13 protein-coding genes are annotated in these 17,461 nt (G+C 44.9%); 4 read left to right on the top strand and 9 right to left on the bottom strand.

Annotated features, from left to right (window positions below):
- Window positions 1–65 precede the first annotated feature (65 nt).
- The 3 genes from BVG16_RS08520 to BVG16_RS33090 are packed head-to-tail and all read right to left on the bottom strand — an operon-like array spanning window position 66 to window position 1,672.
- Window positions 66–725 (bottom strand): GAP family protein, encoded by a 660-nt coding sequence (locus tag BVG16_RS08520; RefSeq protein ID WP_408635322.1) that lies wholly within the window; start codon window positions 723–725, stop codon window positions 66–68.
- Window positions 719–1,492, bottom strand: coding sequence for a MerR family transcriptional regulator (locus BVG16_RS08515; RefSeq protein ID WP_078498129.1), 774 nt, complete (start codon window positions 1,490–1,492; stop codon window positions 719–721). Before BVG16_RS08515 ends, BVG16_RS08520 begins: the two co-directional genes overlap by 7 nt.
- A gap of 30 nt (window positions 1,493–1,522) precedes the next feature.
- A complete protein-coding gene (locus BVG16_RS33090) occupies window positions 1,523–1,672 on the bottom strand; it encodes a hypothetical protein (protein ID WP_198957441.1) in 150 nt (49 codons plus the stop codon).
- Between the two features lie 220 nt (window positions 1,673–1,892).
- On the opposite strand from BVG16_RS33090, the gene BVG16_RS08510 reads away from it, so the two are divergent.
- Together BVG16_RS08510 and BVG16_RS08505 are read left to right on the top strand one after the other, a co-directional pair.
- Window positions 1,893–2,561, top strand: a complete 669-nt coding sequence (locus BVG16_RS08510; RefSeq protein WP_078498128.1) for a DUF4097 family beta strand repeat-containing protein — start codon at window positions 1,893–1,895, stop codon at window positions 2,559–2,561.
- A gap of 177 nt (window positions 2,562–2,738) precedes the next feature.
- The gene (locus tag BVG16_RS08505; protein WP_078498127.1) at window positions 2,739–4,187 is read left to right on the top strand and encodes a DEAD/DEAH box helicase; all 1,449 of its coding nucleotides are present in this window, start codon (window positions 2,739–2,741) and stop codon (window positions 4,185–4,187) included.
- A gap of 162 nt (window positions 4,188–4,349) precedes the next feature.
- Here the strand turns inward: BVG16_RS08505 and BVG16_RS08500 are convergent, their stop codons facing one another.
- Entirely contained in the window at window positions 4,350–5,825 is a 1,476-nt protein-coding gene (locus BVG16_RS08500) for a protein adenylyltransferase SelO (protein WP_078498126.1), read from the bottom strand.
- Between the two features lie 192 nt (window positions 5,826–6,017).
- Between BVG16_RS08500 and BVG16_RS33675 the strand changes: the two genes are divergently transcribed.
- On the top strand, window positions 6,018–7,175 hold the full coding sequence (locus BVG16_RS33675) for a winged helix-turn-helix domain-containing protein (RefSeq protein ID WP_078498125.1): 1,158 nt from the start codon (window positions 6,018–6,020) through the stop codon (window positions 7,173–7,175).
- Window positions 7,176–7,260: 85 nt separating this feature from the next.
- Window positions 7,261–8,562, top strand: a complete 1,302-nt coding sequence (locus tag BVG16_RS08490; RefSeq protein WP_078498124.1) for an MFS transporter — start codon at window positions 7,261–7,263, stop codon at window positions 8,560–8,562.
- A 95-nt stretch (window positions 8,563–8,657) separates the two neighbouring features.
- On the opposite strand, the gene wsfD is transcribed toward BVG16_RS08490, so the two are convergent.
- The 5 genes from wsfD to BVG16_RS08465 all read right to left on the bottom strand — a co-directional run bounded on the left by wsfD (window position 8,658) and on the right by BVG16_RS08465 (window position 17,400).
- On the bottom strand, window positions 8,658–10,097 hold the full coding sequence (gene wsfD, locus BVG16_RS08485) for a glycan biosynthesis hexose transferase WsfD (protein ID WP_078498123.1): 1,440 nt from the start codon (window positions 10,095–10,097) through the stop codon (window positions 8,658–8,660).
- Window positions 10,094–10,555, bottom strand: a complete 462-nt coding sequence (locus BVG16_RS08480; RefSeq protein ID WP_158081650.1) for a GtrA family protein — start codon at window positions 10,553–10,555, stop codon at window positions 10,094–10,096. The genes wsfD and BVG16_RS08480 overlap by 4 nt, the downstream gene beginning before the upstream one ends.
- Window positions 10,545–11,561: a glycosyltransferase family 2 protein gene (locus BVG16_RS08475; RefSeq protein ID WP_078498121.1), complete on the bottom strand. Its 1,017-nt coding sequence runs from the start codon at window positions 11,559–11,561 to the stop codon at window positions 10,545–10,547. The genes BVG16_RS08480 and BVG16_RS08475 overlap by 11 nt, the downstream gene beginning before the upstream one ends.
- A gap of 546 nt (window positions 11,562–12,107) precedes the next feature.
- Window positions 12,108–12,893, bottom strand: a complete 786-nt coding sequence (locus BVG16_RS08470; RefSeq protein ID WP_198957440.1) for a hypothetical protein — start codon at window positions 12,891–12,893, stop codon at window positions 12,108–12,110.
- Between the two features lie 412 nt (window positions 12,894–13,305).
- The gene (locus BVG16_RS08465) at window positions 13,306–17,400 is read right to left on the bottom strand and encodes an S-layer homology domain-containing protein (RefSeq protein WP_233146936.1); all 4,095 of its coding nucleotides are present in this window, start codon (window positions 17,398–17,400) and stop codon (window positions 13,306–13,308) included.
- Window positions 17,401–17,461 lie beyond the last annotated feature (61 nt).

Below are 17,461 nucleotides of genomic sequence, written 5' to 3'. Positions count from 1 at the left end.
AGTAGAATAACTATAGTACGTATAGCCTATGCTGAAAGTTCATTTGTATAATCTGTATCAACGCTTTACAAATAGTCCAAACTATTAAAAATCAAAATTAGCCCAACGATACACATGATCCACGAAATAGCCGATCCTGAATGCTTCGAAAGTTTGATTCGCAGCCTTTCCAATGGTCTTTGCATCACTCGCCCTAATAATAGATGCAATGTAAACAAGATTAATGGCGGCAGTACCATAATAAAATTATAACCAGCTAAAATCGGGAGCCACTCAAAAACTGTTAAATTTGAGGTAGTCATAAGACCAATCGCAGCAAAATAAGGAAATGCTGTGCCCACTTCAATCAATGCTGTCGTGAAACCGAGTGCAATCATGGATGTCTTACTTTGTGACTTCGGCCCTGGCAAATCCGATTTTTTACTCTTAGGATAGTAAAAGCTGGCTATAAACAGAATCCCCCCAATAATCAACATAACCCAGCTCATGATCCGATTTTGAAAGATGGAAGAGAAAGCAGCCAGTAGAACATCCAGGCCTAGCATGAGAGCAACACCTACTACAAAATAAAATGCTGCAACTGTTACTAAATAAATCATTAAGCGTGAACTTAATCGCTCTTTTTCAGTTAACAGCAAATATATCGTTACCCCTAACGTTGCAGGACTAAGTGTATCTAATAAGGCTAATCCCCCTACCATAAAAAGTAATTCATGACTCACGATCTTCCTCCTTGCTCGATGGAAGAGTCTTGTAGGAACGAAATGTGAATTTCATATGCCCGCTCCATAAAATCAAGAACTTCCTTTTCTATCGGATAAAGTCCAAGCTTTTCAGATTGACTTGGCGACTTTCTTAAATCCCATAACTTATTGATAAACTCGTCTCCATCTTCGAAATCTTCCATTTGTTTTTCAATCATACGCCGTATTATGTTTTGCACTCTTGATGATGCAGGATCACCCTTCATATGTCGTTTTATCTGACCTAGCAGAGCAATCCACTCCAGAGAATTAGGGTCTTCTCCTCTCATTTTTGGAAGCTTTGCCCATAACTCAAGTTCCTTATCATTAAACATGTTCTCTCGGAAGGTCAGTAATCTTTTTTTATTCTGATTCGATAACTGAATGAGCTTCTGTATGGCAAGATAGTTATCCCCACCTTCGACCGTAAGGCCATTGAGCAATTCCCGCAGAGAACACTCTATGCTCTTTAGTCTTTCTTGCTCTTCAAGGATATAAACTAACTGGCTTTTCATACTTATCATCCAATTCCATTTAGGGTCAGATAACATATCTTCAATATCTTTCAAACTGTAACCTATTCCTTTTAAAAATTGGATCTGTTGAAGTTTTTTCAAATCCTCTTCTGAATATAGGCGATGCCCCCCTTCTGTTTTGGAAGAGGCTGTCAATAATCCGATCTGATCATAGTACCGTAGTGTTCTGACCGTGATCTTCGTCTGTTTTGCAATTTCTTTGATATGAATCAAGCACAGGCACCTCCAACGATTGATATCCTATTAATTTTCTTTATTTTTATATAAAGCATGTTTAATTAAATAACCCAATCCTAGGCCGACCAATACACCAGGAAATGCTTGATCCAGCATAAGTCCAATCCCTGCTCCTATAATGACACATGCATAAATAATGATATCTCCTTGTTTCATATCTAACACCCCCCTCGACGTAAATCTCTCCACCCCCTCCATTTGACCAACCTAATGGCCATATTCATGAGGAGCCTTATCATTGGCTCTATTATACAAAATGACGTAACGTCACTTTCAAGTGTTATATTATTTTTCGTAAAGGTCGGTAAAAAACAACTTGATATTGACGCAACGTAATCTTATATAATCATTTCCACAATAACGAAGAGGTGATGAAATGAATAAATATTACTTTTGTCTGCTTTTGGTGTGTATGCTTTTTCTGAGTGCTTGCAGTTATCATGAAAATGATCATGATCATGGGCAAACTGTGTCACTTGAGGGAATAGATAACCTCTACATTGACCATGGCAGCACAACAATAAAAGTAGAATCAGTAGATATCGAGTATCTTGAAGCTTCCTTGCTCGTGAATAATGATGGACCGGGAATTGTTATTGATGAGGGGAATCAAGAAATCAATATTCGGCTAAAGAGTGATATCAGGCGCATATTAAATATCGGGAAAATGCCTCAGCTATCCATCCGTATTCCGACCCATTATGAGGGGAAAGTAACGATTAACGGTTCTTCCGGCAACGTGAAGATAAAAAACTTGAACACACAAAAACTCGATATTAATGGGACCAGCGGAAGTGTAGCGCTTGACTATTTAAAAATAAATAGTGACATAAATGTTTCAGCCAAGAGTGGCAACATTCTATTGAATCTAGAGGACAAGGACTCCGATATCAACTGGCTTCTCAAATCGGGTAGTGGAAGACGGTCTGTTGCTATTCCTTTGGATAATCATCAACAAAGTAACAGAAAGACACAGGGACAAACGGGGGATGGCTCATTTCATGTGCAACTCCAAACAACTTCTGGAAATATAACAATTAAATAAAACATGGATCACTTTTTTAAGTTACGGATTGGACGAAAAACCTACCCTCGGCATGCAACCTTGTATAAAGTGCCGATAATTCGAATGAGATTCAAGTATAATAGATGAGTATACGATAGATGCACAGTGGAAGCCTGTATATATAGGGTTTCGAATATAGCGTAGAAGAGGTTAAAGATGAGCGAGAAGCATTTTACAGATTATCAATTAAGTGAAGAAATTATGAGAGCACTGAATAGCTTGGGGTTTGAGACGCCAACAGAGGTTCAGACGGAAGTCATTCCAGTTGCGCTTAAGAAAAAGGATCTTGTTGTCAAATCGCAAACAGGCAGCGGCAAAACAGCTGCGTATGGGATCCCGCTCTGCGAGCTCGTGGATTGGAACGAGAATAAACCGCAAGCATTAATCCTAACGCCAACCCGCGAACTCGCACTACAGGTCAACGAAGACATCACGAATATTGGGCGCTTTAAGCGAATCAAGGCGACGCCTCTGTATGGGAAACATCCTTTTCATATGCAAAAGGCCGAGTTAAAGCAAAGAACGCATATCGTTGTAGGTACACCGGGGCGTGTACTGGACCATATTGAACGCGGCACGCTATCGCTAGACCGGATGGCCTATCTCGTTATTGATGAAGCGGATGAGATGCTGAATATGGGCTTTATTGAGCAAGTTCAGTCGATCATTCAAGCGCTGCCTCGTGACAGGGTTACCATGTTATTCTCTGCTACGTTTCCTGAAGATGTGGCTAATCTGGCACACAAATATATGGACAATCCTGCCCAAATTGAGATTCAAGCGAGCGGTATAACGACGGCCACGATTGAACACGCTCTTATTCAAGTAGCCGAGGCGGACAAGCTGGCACTGCTTCAAGATTTGCTCATTGTTGAGAGTCCTGACAGCTGTATTGTGTTCTGTCGTACGCAGGAGCATGTGGATAAACTATTTAGAGCAATGGCTGATCTCGGTTACCCATGCGATCGTATTCATGGTGGGATGGAGCAGGAAGAGCGATTCGAGGTCATGCATGCGTTCCGAAGGGGACAATTCCGTTACTTGATTGCGACAGATGTAGCTGCCAGGGGTATCGATATCACGAACATTACTCATGTTATTAATTACGATATTCCCCTTGAGAAGGAAAGCTATGTTCATCGTACAGGGCGTACGGGACGTGCAGGCAATGCGGGGAAGGCGATTACCCTCGTCACGTCGAGGGATAGCAAGCGATTAGCCGATATTGAAGCATATATTGGATTTGCGATTCCGAAAATGCAAGCTCCCTCCGAAGAGGAAGTTGATCGCCGTCGAGAAGATTTCGAACAGAAACTAAACATTAAGCCTGAACTGAAAAAAGATAAACGCGAGCAATTAAACAAGCAGATTATGAAGCTTAACTTCAATGGCGGCAAAAAGAAGAAGCTTAGAGCCGTGGACTTTGTTGGGACGATCGCGAAGCTTGACGGGGTAACCGCAGACGATATTGGGATTATTACGATCCTCGATTTTGTGACAGATGTGGAGATTCTGAATGGCAAAGGACCGCTTGTGCTTGAAATGATGAAAGACACGACGGTCAAAGGCAAGCTGTTAAAGGTGCGCAAAGGGAATAAAAGTTGATATGACGTAACGTGTTAACTATAAATTCCCCTAACCGAATAATGAATACGTAAAAATAAAGCATCTCTCGCATATCGGGAGATGCTTTATTCGTTCATCACAACAAAATGTATCGCCACCCGGTTCACTCGGCCGGGCTTATTCGGAAAGCCTTTGGAGATATCAAGTCCCGCAAAAGGTCTGGTAAGTACAATCGGATTGCGGAGGCAGGGCAGCGAACTCGACTTGTTCGGGAGCGTGCGCATAGGGATTTCTAAGCACATCGAGCAGCTGCTCCATCACGCTGTAATCTTCTTGATTCACCGCGGCTTCCAGTGCGGCTTCGACCCGATGATTCCGAGGAATCACCGCAGGATTGCTGCTGCGCATCAACGCATGCGAAGCAGATCTCGGCTCCTGTTGTCTGCTTAATCTCTCCCGCCATCTCTTATGCCACTGGGCAAATTCATCGCTGCCGTACAGATCCGATTTCTCCTGCTGATCGAACGTTAATGCGAGGAATGTGTTGGTATAATCGGCTCCATGCTTGTGCATCATGTCGAGGAGGCTTTCAATCAAGGATTCATCCTGCTGCTCTTCGTTAAATATGCCTAGCTTCGCTCGCATTCCTTCCAGCCATTGACGACGATATAACTCCGAAAAATTCGATATTTCATCCTGCGCTAGATGGATCGCCTGCTCTTCGTCGTCATGCAAGAGCGGCAATAGGGTTTCGGCAAATCTCGCAAGATTCCACGCGCCAATATTCGGCTGATTTCCATAGGCATAGCGGCCCTCCCTATCGATGGAACTGAATACCGTTGCCGGGTCGTACACATTCATGAAAGCGCAAGGCCCATAATCAATCGTCTCGCCGCTAATGGCCATATTGTCGGTATTCATCACCCCGTGAATAAAGCCCACCAGCTGCCATTTGGCAATCAGCGCAGCTTGACGTTTGATCACTTCCTGAAGCAGGCGAAGATAGCGATTCTCGGAATCGTCCACGCCCGGATAATGTCTTTGTAAGGTATAATCCGCTAGATCTCGGAGGTCCTCATCCGTTCCCCAATGCGCAACGTACTCAAAAGTGCCTACGCGTAGATGACTGGCAGCCACACGGGTCAGAATGGCACCCGGCAAACGCGTTTCGCGGATGATGGTCTCACCCGTCGCCACAACCGCAAGGCTGCGGGTCGTCGGAATCCCAAGCGCGTACATAGCTTCGCTGATGATGTACTCGCGCAGCATCGGCCCAAGTGCCGCTCGCCCGTCACCACGACGAGAATACGGCGTTGCACCCGAACCTTTGAGCTGGATATCATATCGTTCGCCTGAAGGCGTAATCTGTTCGCTGATCAGCAGTGCCCGACCGTCGCCCAGCAAGTTGAAATGCCCGAATTGATGCCCAGCATAAGCTTGTGCCAGCGGCGAAGCGCCCTCAGGAACTCGGTTCCCAGCAAACACAGATACGCCCTCTTCGCTTTGCAGCGCCTGAACGTTCAGCCCTAGAGATGCCGCAAGCGGATCGTTAAGAACAATCAAACTCGGCGCGCTTACTGGAGTTGGGTTGAGGTGGGTATATAATATTTTGGGCAGACGGGAATAACTGTTATCGAAATTCCATCCCGCTTCTATGCTTTCTTTTTCCTTTGCCATTCGTATCCCCCTTCTTATCTTTCTTTTAATGTCCGCTTCTCACAAATTTAGTATACCCTTTCCGTTTATGAATGGCGCCCTGCGGAGAAAATTAATGACGGAAATTTGATTTCATATTCTTCCCTCAGATCGGCCGGTTGGCTGGTATACTGAGATCATGAAGCTGATTCATGGGAAAGAAGGGTTGCCTGAATGCAACTGGAATTGCTCGCTAGTGAATATAAAGTGTCTGCCGAAGGCATAACGATCGTGCTCCTGCCCAAGGAGTTCGCTCTTTTACAATTTCTCTACCGTAATAAAGGCCGTACATTCAGCCGGGAACAGCTGCTCGACAACGTGTGGCCGCTGGAATATCCGGTTGAGCGAACGGTGGATGACCATATATATAGGCTGCGTAAGAAGCTACGACCATTTGCAGATCTGGAGATGAAGTCGGTCCGAGGATTCGGCTATAGCCTGACTGTACAGAGTCCTACAACCGCAGGGGAAGCGAACCCCACCACCCGGGATCCGGAGCTGCATGAGACGATGCGGGATATACTCGGGAAATACCACACATACGGCCAGGGTCGTTCAATGTTGACCCTTGCACGCCAACAGGATGTGCTTGGATTTGAACTGGATCCGTTCTACTCCGTCTATGTCCATTTTGTACAAGGAGATTTGGAATGGCTGCTGACTACGGACGAGGTTCCGCTGAACGAACGCTTCTATTGGCTGCTGCTGTTCTATATTTTCGCGGGAGACCCGAAACAGAAGCTGGCACTCTGTGAGCAAGTGCTTGAGAAGAGATTGTTGTCTCCCGCGCAGCACAGAGAAATGGAGATTCTCAATATTCTTGATTTCTATGCGTTGGCGGGAGAGCCTAATAAAGCACTGGAACGCTTGAAGTTAACTCACACGGTGATCGCCGAACCGGATTATGAGAATTTCATCCCGCAAACAGCTATTATAGAGATGTTTGTGCACCTTGTTGCAGGGGCGGAGGAGCACGAGCTGGAGAAGATGGCGGAAGCTATTGAAGCCGGGATTTTGTCCACCAAGCCTTTTCTGCGTGAGATCGGCTGTTACAAGGTGGTCAAGGGACTGTGGGTATTGCGGCGTCAGGCATGGCGTGAAGCAGAAAATCTGCTGGACGAGGGGCTCCAAGTGCTGGAAAGGTCCGGCTTTGTGCCGGTACGGCTGTATGCCTTGCATCGGATTACGCATTACTGCGGCATGTTCCCTCCGAAGAAAGAATTGCAGCAGAAATACACAGATATTTTTGAAGAAGAACAGGAGCGGATTGGCATCACAAAGCTATTAGGGACGTTAGAAGCTACAATGCTGAACGAGTTGAACCGTTTCTGATCATGCTCTGATCATGCTCTGACATTTCTCCGCTACAGTAATATCGTGCTCTATACGATCTTACTGTGATTTGGAGGAATGATTCATGACAGCTTCACAACAAGCAGGAGCAAGCCTGCTTCGTAATAAAGTATACATGCGTGTATATAGCGCCTTTGCCGCAGCAACCTTTGGCGACTGGTTCGACACATTAGCCATCCAAGTGATCGTGGGGTATCGCTGGCATGCCGGACCGCTGATGTTGGCCCTAATTCCAGTCGCCAACGCGCTGCCTAGTATCCTGCTCGGTTCATTTGCAGGTGTCGCAGCCGATCGGCTGAACAAGCTGAAGCTGATGCGTATTTGCGATCTGCTCACAGCAGTCTTGACCTTGCTGGTGTTGTTGGCTCCGAATATGTTATGGCTGCTTCCTCTGCTTATGCTGCGTGCAGCGATCTCTACGTTAAATGTACCCGCGCAGCAGTCGTTGACACGAAAAATCGTCAGGGAGGATCAACTGCTTCAGGCTACCTCACTCAACGGAATCGTGAACCAAGGCTCCAAAATCGCCGGTCCTTTATTAGGCGGATTCGCGCTATCCTTTCTATCGCCGCAGTGGTGTATTTTAATATGCGCTTGCTTAAGGTTTGGGTCTTATCTGCTGCTGCTCACCATCAAGAATACGGAGGCAGGAGGCAGCAAAAGTGCGGTTGAAGGAGGGATTCCATCTGTGGCCGCTCCAGAGCAGCGGGTTCCGATAGGTACCCTGTGGAAAGAGGGCTGGAGCTTCATCCTGCGCAGCCGTCTCTTATTAGTCACCTTTCTGTTCGGTTTAACCGGGGCGCTCGCCATCCAAATGATCGACTTTCAGTTCACCAGTCTCTTCCGTGCCGTTGCGCCGGATCAGGAATCTATGCTCGGCTGGATGGTTGCAGCATCAGGTGCAGGTGCCATACTCATCATTATCGCGATGAACAAAATGAACCGTGCAACGGGATACGGTTGGAAATTTGGAAGTGGTTATGCGCTGATCGGCCTATCCGTTGGAGGATTGGGATTACTCCCTGCTGGGGTCTCCGTGCTTCCTGTGCTCATACTGGGGTTCGTGCTGGGGATCGGTAACGGCATATTCATGGTTACATTCAACTATTGTCTGCAAAAAGAAACACCCCCGCATATGACCGGCCGTATATTCGGGATTCAGAACACGGTCCTAGGAATCGTAATGATTGGAGCTCCGCTGCTTGGGGGACTTCTGGTCCAAAGTATAGGTCCCGCGCGTACCTTCTTCAATTTCGGCATGGTGATTGCCGTGATCGGTCTACTGGGTATTTTGTTCGGGAAAGTGCTGTGGCCTGCGTCGAAAGCGTTGAATAGTGATAGCTCTCTGAAGCAGGCATCCCTTTAGCCACTTTCCAGCAAAAATAGAAACTGAGGTTCTTCGCCTTGCAAACAAAGCGCTTCTTCCGGATTGAAGCAGGGCAGTACTGACGAAGTATCACTTCACTTCGCTGGTACTACCCCAGATCGGAATATTTTCAGATGTACTAACTGATAAACCAACCATATCACGGATACAACAAGCATCATATCAAAGCAAACATTAAACAAGAATAGATGTTTTCCTATGTCCGCCTGACCATCACCCAAGATTGGCAACAAAAACCCAACTATTCCAACCAAGCCGATTAACATCATCAATTCCGTCCGAATCCGGCTGACTCGGTCCCGGCGGCGAATGTATTCGAACATAGCGACAATATAATAGGTGGCATAGAACAGAGCTATAAAGAGCAATGATTTAGGCATATGCGTATTTTTGAATTGACTCCAGCCGCTGTAGCTATAAGCCACTGCACCTGACGGTTTGTTCTCCTGCTTCAAATAATTGCCCAGATAGTATGGCCGAATACTCATACTGTTGTTCGCTGCAAATTCCATTTTGCCTATGAGCCGGGACGGATGCTTAAAATAAAACAGCAATACATCCATGTGCGAAACCCGGTCATAAAAATCCGCCTTCATGGAGAGCGCATTCTGCTTAATCACCGTATCCGTCTGGAAATAGTTAGAACCGGCCAGCACGGACAGATGCTCAGGTAAACCGAGTTCTTTAAGATCCTCCTTAACATCGGGAGAGCCGTCCAAAACCCCGTAGAAAACGGTCTGATACATATTGATGTTCTTCAGTTCCTTTGGAGCTGCAATATACATCCCAATCGAAATGACAACCATGGACGCCGACAGCCAGATCGTTAAACGGCGCCAGTCGGGGTCATGGCGGAGCGTCAAGAAGCGAAAGCCAAGCATGGCGAACAGGATGCCTACCGGAGCGTTCTGGATTTTGGAGCAGGTCAGGAAAAAGACCGAAATAAAGTAGAGCCAGGACACCTTCTTGGAAGGCTCCGCCTGATTTAACAAGCATAGGCCGAGGCCCACTGACAGCAGCAAGAACACAAGCGAGACAGGTTCGCCGAACAGCGAATTAAAATAAACGACATAACCGATGTCGTAGAATACGAACAGCAGGCAAATCGCAAGCACGATGCCTACGATCGTCGATTTGTATTTATTATGACGAACAATGATATAGGTTGCCGTGAGCAGAAGCACAGAAAACAAGGCCCCAACCACGCGAATATCAAAGAATGACGGTTGAAAAACATGTCCAATTAGGCGTGCCACTGCAACCAGAATAATTTGTGTGGACGCATAAAAGCCCCTAAAGAACCGGTCATACGCAAAATACTGATGAGCATACCCGAAAAAACGATCCTCATAAGACTCTCCGGGTACTCCATAATTCAGTCCAATGGTTCCCATAACCCGCAGAAAGTCCCCGTTGTCCGCTACGCCGATAAACGGCCCGGCAAACAAAAGATAGATGACAATACATAAGCCCGCCAGCACAGCAAACCATTCGGCGGTAAGGAATCTTTTCATTTTTCGTTCGACACTTCCCTTATTTCGGTTTGAGGGCGGAATGTAATCCACTTCTGTCCAAAGTAGTTCATGGTCGTATTCAGACCGCTGCCTGCAAGTGCCGCCAGGTTATCTTGAACGCGCATCCCTGCAGCGGGAATCAGCTGCGGGAGGAGCTGCTCAGCAACGATAGAAGCCAAACCATAGGCGATGACATAGCATACAGCCGTAACAGTCATGAACTTCCAGAGTGTGGCCCGCACGCTCGCCTTGGATCGGAAAGTAAAGCTTTTGTTCAACAAATAACTGTTCATGGCCCCAATAACATTTCCGAGCAGCGTAGAGAGCCAGTAATGGAGCCCCAAGACGTTCAAGCAGACAAATGTGACCGTAAGACCTATAAGCGTATTGACGATTCCTACGAGTAGAAAGCGGACAAAGCCGTTGTCCGCAGCTCTCCGAAACGCACTATTGCTCACGTGCATCGTTCTCCAGCGGCGTACCTTTAGCCTTCATGAGGCTGCCTGTTAAGGAATAAAGCTCCTGCTCGATCAGGTATAAGGGTCTATGCTTTACTTCCTTATAGATCTTGCCGACATATTCGCCAAGCAGACCGAGGGAAATCAGGACCATTCCGCCGATAAACCAGAGCGAGAGCATGAGTGAAGTCCACCCAGTAACTACATTTCCGGACAATTTGGATAACACGGAATAAATTCCGGCAAGTATGCTCACACCAAAGAAGAGAAAGCCGGATACGGTGACCAGCCGGATCGGTTCGACGCTGAGCGAGGTAATGCCTTCAAAGGCAAAAGCTAGCATCTTTTTCAGCGGATATTTGGATTCGCCAGCAAAGCGCTCCAAGCGGTTATATTTTACGGTAGTCGATTTAAGCCCGATCAGTGGAACCATCCCGCGTAGGAACAAATTCACTTCCTTGAACTTGGCCAGCTGCTCCAGGGCATTTTTGCTCATCAGGCGATAATCCGCATGGTTATATACCACCCTAAGGCCCATCCATTTCATCAATCGATAGAAAGCTAGCGCCGAGTTGCGCTTGAACCAGGCATCCGTACTGCGGCACTCCCTTACGCCATATACAATTTCATTTCCCTCCAAGTAGCGCAGCACAAATTCGCGAATAACACGCACATCGTCTTGCAGATCCGCATCGATTGAAATGACGCAATCCGCCAGCTCCTTGGCCTGCATCAGACCGCCTAGCAGGGCGTTTTGATGGCCTACATTCGCAGCTAGCTTAAGCCCGTACACGAGTGGATTCCGTTCATGGTGCTCGGTGATCATTTCCCAGGTACGATCGGAGCTGCCGTCATTGACAAAGAGCAAAAAACTTTTGTCCGATACCAGCTCCTCCCCGATTAATCCGTTTAGCACATCGCTAAGCTGACGGATCGTCTCTTCCATTACAGGTTCCTCATTATAACATGGCACGACGATGCTCAGCGTCGGTCTTTGTTGTACCATAAACTAACCACCTTAATCTTTGTAACTTTTCAAAAAATAGCTACGTTTGCAAGAAACCCAAGGCTCCAGTCCTCAGGTGCTTCTAAAAGAACGGTAGGCATATTCCTTGCCCTCCGTCGTCACCACTTGATGAGACCAGAACGGTCTCAGTCTTTTTTACCCGCTCATATTTTTGGCGCGAGGTAGTAAGCTGCTGTTGCCAACTATATAAACTGAATACCTTGTACCCATCATTTCGCTTTTTCGGCAAATTAATACAGTGTTTATACGATAGAAGAAAATATTCTCCGTATAACTGGCTAAATACTGATAGCACTTTTCCCAATTTTGAGGAAGCGGTCATGCCTCTGTCCATGAAAAAACAGGAGATCCATTTGATTGTCTCAAATAGATCTCCCGAAATGTTCTATATATAAGGCATCCAGATTGAGCAGAACCTTGTCCGACTCATTGAAAGAGTTAGCAGGAAATGTAAAAAATTTAAGGCATATATACTATTCTTTCATTGTATACATGCCTGAAGGTGAAACGGATCCTTTGGATCCACTATATGATTTGGATTACTTGTAAATACGCAGTGGTATAGGAACTTGCTGCCGCGGAAACCGGTGCAATTTGAACTAAGTCTCCTGTATTTAATTGTAGGAGTGCAGAGGAATGTTGCGTGATCGTATGATTTACACTCTGGCCGTTTTGTGTAAATTGTAATGATACTCTACTTGGATATTGCGTTTGGGAAGAAACGTTACCATTTATGAAAAACCTTAAATCAACAAGAGATTGGTTGTTCCCACTTGAAGATTGTACAGTAGATACCGCGAATTGCACATGGTATATCCCTGTTCTTTGTACTTGCAAGCCATTAGTCGCCATCACTACATCGTTGAGAACAAGTGGATTAAATACATCAAGTTGAACTGGCGTGTTCGCAACGTACGCTACATTACCCGTATTATTCCGTACGACATATCCATAGGCTGGAGTTATTGTCGGTCCTGAGGGTCCTTGAGGTCCTTCGGGTCCCGGTGGACCTTGCTCGCCAGTCTGTCCAGTCTGTCCGTTCTGACCATCCTGTCCATTTTGCCCTGGAGGTCCTTGGGGTCCTTCGGGTCCCGGTGGGCCTTGCTCACCAGCCTGTCCATTCTGTCCATTCTGACCATCCTGTCCATTTTGCCCCGGAGGTCCTTGTGGTCCTGGGGGTCCCTGAGGGCCGGGAGGCCCGGGTTTACAGTGCGATTCTTCACATTCTTCAAGACTTTCTTTGCAACTCTTATATTTCTCTTTATAGTAATGATACATCTTTTTATAATACTCTTTATCTTTATCAGACAAGTCAATCCCTCCTTTCAATAACTATATGTCGATATAGTGATGAATGGTTGGACACTTAACTTGATTATGATAAAAAAGCGTTAGCCTAACATTTTGTTTGCGTTATATGGCCTCAAAACAGCATACAGGATCCCTTCAAAAACGTCCGGCTACAGGCGGTCAGCCATTGCAAGCATTCGTGGGTTCATTTCCACGCTTCTGAAACAGCAGATCCCTTTACAAGCCTCGCTCGTTTCTATACTCCATGGACAGTTCCAGTTTAGGACTACCTGAGAAGTGACCATTCTTCTTTTTATAAATATCAAAAAGGCTCGTAACAGCCTCTTAAAAGCGCTGTTCGAGCCTTATGAATCAAAAATTGCAACAAACCTAATATAGTCGATTCCCCGTCAAATAAGGGTAGGTAAGTCACTTACTGAAACAGAACATTGTTTATTACCCGGTAAATAAGCAGGGTACATTCCTTCTTAGTTGCTTCTGCATTCGTCTTGAAAAGAAACGGATCATTCGCACGATCAATAAGATCTATCTTCTTCGCTTCATCGTAATAAGACTTAGCCCACGCCGGTACCTCTGGGGAGCCGGGCAAGCTATTTCCTTGGTCGCTTGAAGCTGGAGCATTATAGCCGGCATAATGCACCGCCTTTACAAGCATGGCCACCATCTCTTGATGACTGATTGTTTGGTTTGGTTTGAAGCTGCCGTCCTCATACCCAGCAATAATGCCCGCTTCAACAGCCGCTTTTACGTAATTCGAATACCAGCTATTCTGCTGTACATCTTTAAAGATAGTCTTCCCATTCGAAGAAGCAGTCGTTGTTATGCCTAGTGCTTTACCCAACATGGCAGCAAACTCCGCTCGAGTTACCTTGCTGTCTGGTTTGAAAGTACCATCCGGTAAGCCATTAATAATAGTTCTGTTCGCCAGCATCTGTATACTCTCTGAGTACGCAGAAGAGGATGGCATATCTTTAAATGTCGTCTTATTTCTTACAACAGCGTATACCGAATTTCCTTTATGGTATAAAGAAGCAACAAGCATGCCATTACGATATTCAAATTTTGACGGAACAGGCACAAATGTGTTTGAGATCGGATCAAACATTAGCCCTGCTAATTCATCCAACGGAACGTTTGCGGTTTGTACCGTGATCGTATGATTCACGTATTGTGAAAAATGATCAAGTACTTTTGTTTTCCCACCACCCATAACCGTTACTTCAAATCTCATTGGCTTTCCAAAAAGTTGACTGCCCTGCGTCAGATTCTTCACAAGATTGCTCGTGTATGTATCATCTGCCTGTTCAAGCGTAATGTCGATGGCCTGATTACTACTATCCTTACCGATAGAATCAAGAAGCGATTGTACGTTGATTATCCAAGAACCTGAAGGTACAGAAACTTCGATCTTTCCATCGCTCGACTGACTTATTACTTTTTGAATACCGTCAACCAATACATGAAAAACAATACTTGATTCTTTGCTATCACTAACCAACGAAATGGTTTTTGTTTTCTGGAAATCCTCTTTTTGTAGCGCAGATTCAATATAATTGGTTGGAACCTCAATCTTCGCTACTGCTTTACCACTGCTATCTTTTTCAATTTTTGCTTCAAGTCCTTTTGTCGAACTGGAAGAGTCGCTTCCTTTAGACGGTACTGCTACGGAACCTGACCCTGGCGATATAGGGCCTGGTCCTGGGCTTACAGGTCCTGGGCCTACCGGTCCCGGATTCACTGGACCCCCGCTATTGCCTCCTCCTTCAACAATCGGAGGAATCGTCACTGCTATTCCATCGCTTTCAAATTTACCTGGCATGGTTCTAGTTATTAATAACCGTTCTCCAGGATTGCCTAAATTTTTAATCTTGATCGTTACCGAAGTAGCCCCCGCCTTTACTTCACTGGATCCTATTAATCCCTTATTAGAATAAACATTTATGACATCACCGGCTTGAATATTATTGATTGTAATTGCATCATCCGATGAATTCTTAACCAATACTATATCGCTAAGACGAAGATCAGGCGTAATGAAATTGTCAAAAATCAAATACTGATAAACTGGAGCTTGTGAATTTTCTCTCTCTTGAACCAGTGCCAAGCCAAACACACCGTCCGGCAATGCAGTTTTCGAAATATTGTATGAATACGAAGTTTTTCCACCATTAACTTGTGCGATTGAATCTCCTACAAGACCATCTTCATTTATAAAGTAAAGTTGGTAGATTACATCTGCATACTCATCATCTGGTGACCAACTCACTTTTCCTTGAATAAACTTAGGGTCTGTACTTTGATCGGAAAACATGAAGTTTTTAGCAAAGTACTTTGGTACATCCCAAATCAAGCTTTTAGCCGAGCCCTGTATAGATTGATCGCTCGACAATGCATTGACAGCGATGTATTGCGCGTTTGCCGGAATATCCGTCTGAGGGACAGTATACATCATTTGGCCATCTTCAAGATATTTATCCCAAGAAGCAGCGACTGTACTTAATCTATTGCCATCTGCATCTAAGAAGTTAAAAGAATAATTTACAATACGTTCACGATCCTCTGCTGGTTCAAACAGAAGATATCCCGAAATTTGACCAGAAGTCGAACCTGTATCAACAAGAACAAGGTTCTTTGGCATCGTACGCGCGTCAAAATAATCACGTATCGCGCCTACGCCTGCAAATTTATGAATCTGTTTTTCCGTGGAAAGATAAATGGTCTGATCTTTCGATACATATGCATCCGTTATTGTAAATGGGAGATCTACTTTCTTCACAAATGTGTCCCTGTCATAAATGGTTTTTTGCCCAAATACAAGATCATCAAAAGCATGAATAATCTCTTCTGGATACGTCCCCAAAATTATGCTCACTGCTTTCTTAGACATTCTCTTTCCACTAAAGTATAAGCTGTCACCTTCGACCTCCAGCTTCCCAGAAGACCAAAAATCCAGTACGGTTTCCTTCGAATTTACGTTTAACGTATCAGCGTTAAGTTGATAGATGACCCCATTCGTTCCGGCATACAGTGTATTGTTAGACGAATCGTAGTACGCTGATCCAAGACCTGGAGTATCAGCATGAGATGGAAATACACGTTGATCGGTCGTTCCATCTGTAGCATGGAAGTTAAAGAAAGTATCCTGTCCCCAATAAAATGTATATTTTTCGGCAGGCAAGACTTTACTCGGGTTCGACGGGATTAGAATACGCTGAATACTAGACTCTATTGCATTCGTATCTAGAACACCAATATATGTTTCACCTCTTAGTGCAATATAAAGCTTACCATCTCTCAATACCAAATTTACCGGCTTGGATCCTACATAACGCTTGGTGACAAGTGAAAGGTCGTCTTTGCGAAGGACTGCCAGTTCATTCGTCTCAGAGGATACCAAGTACATGAAAGGAGATGCTTCATTAGTGGTCCAGCTATCAATCTTGTAGTTGCTTGTAATTGAGTCCCCAATACCGCGCTCAAAGATCAGAGTAGGCAGCGATGCTCTCAAATCGAAATCATAAGCTTCAATTATATTGCCTTCTCCGTATTCTTTCTGAAGGAATACACGTCCATTCGTTCCTATAAGTGCTTTGCCCGCTTCATACGGAAAATCAGCGATTTTGAGATAATGGTCTTTGTCGAAAATACCTTGACTGGTTGCTACATAAGGTCCATTCAAATCTAGTAATTTGGCATCTAAATAGGAATAATCTCCGAGCCTTGGGTACGCACCGTGAATTTCGGCAAGATTATTTCCATTCATTCTGGACCCGCCGAAGAAAACATCTGTGCCATCGAACATAATTTTCGGGTATGGGAATCCGAAACCGTAATTGCCAGCGTAGGTGCTTTTGCTACTGATTCGATTCGTCAAATAATCAATTGCGATTAAATCGGAACCTGAGGAACCGGTCTCGCCGACGAATAATAAATGATTATTCTCATCTGCTCTGAGTACAGAACCTGATAAATACTCAGCATTGATTTTCGTATTCAAGCCTGTGGCACGATCTAATTGGTATAGAGACTCCGAACCAGTCCCCGAAGTAGTATAGAAAATATAATCCAACGTTACTGCAAGACTTATCGGCTGACCTACCGTTGTGAAGATACTGCCAAGAGATCCAGAGGGTATGTCGACAACTTGGATGAAGGATGCTCCTGAAAGTGCGATATACAACTCATTATCGTATTGCTCAATATCCAATGGCTTAGAACCTACAAAAAGCTCTTTTTCAACCGAAAGATCCTGTGCATTCAAAAAGATCAGTTTATTCTCCGCACTAGAAATGGTATAGATCGAACCTGCATTTGCATCGTAAACCCAATCCGTCACTGAAGAACTCATCGTCACCGTCTGCGTCGGCTGAATACCCGAATCATTAATTGCCTCTGCATGTGCAACAGAGCTCTCCATTGCTAATGATCCAAAAATCGGGTTTAACAATATAAGCGTGAGTACAAAAAACAGTTTTCTTTTTAACAATCTCTTAAACAAAATGGACATATTCATCCCCCAACATTTATTTGATAGCATTATTTAATTCAATATGTTGGTAGGATATACC

Origin of the sequence: Paenibacillus selenitireducens, assembly GCF_002021565.1 — a bacterium.
Taxonomy (GTDB): Bacteria; Bacillota; Bacilli; order Paenibacillales; family Paenibacillaceae; genus Paenibacillus_K; species Paenibacillus_K selenitireducens.
This window is presented reverse-complemented; position numbering and strand designations above follow the sequence as displayed.

Excerpts from the sequence above, each read along its gene's own strand:
- BVG16_RS33090 (WP_198957441.1), bottom strand. The coding sequence starts at position 1,672 with ATGAAACAAGGAGATATCATTATTTATGCATGTGTCATTATAGGAGCA.
- BVG16_RS08510 (WP_078498128.1), top strand. The coding sequence starts at position 1,893 with ATGAATAAATATTACTTTTGTCTGCTTTTGGTGTGTATGCTTTTTCTG.
- BVG16_RS08505 (WP_078498127.1), top strand. The coding sequence starts at position 2,739 with ATGAGCGAGAAGCATTTTACAGATTATCAATTAAGTGAAGAAATTATG.
- BVG16_RS08500 (WP_078498126.1), bottom strand. The coding sequence starts at position 5,825 with ATGGCAAAGGAAAAAGAAAGCATAGAAGCGGGATGGAATTTCGATAAC.
- BVG16_RS33675 (WP_078498125.1), top strand. The coding sequence starts at position 6,018 with ATGCAACTGGAATTGCTCGCTAGTGAATATAAAGTGTCTGCCGAAGGC.
- BVG16_RS08490 (WP_078498124.1), top strand. The coding sequence starts at position 7,261 with ATGACAGCTTCACAACAAGCAGGAGCAAGCCTGCTTCGTAATAAAGTA.
- wsfD (WP_078498123.1), bottom strand. The coding sequence starts at position 10,097 with ATGAAAAGATTCCTTACCGCCGAATGGTTTGCTGTGCTGGCGGGCTTA.
- BVG16_RS08475 (WP_078498121.1), bottom strand. The coding sequence starts at position 11,561 with ATGGTACAACAAAGACCGACGCTGAGCATCGTCGTGCCATGTTATAAT.
- BVG16_RS08465 (WP_233146936.1), bottom strand. The coding sequence starts at position 17,400 with ATGTCCATTTTGTTTAAGAGATTGTTAAAAAGAAAACTGTTTTTTGTA.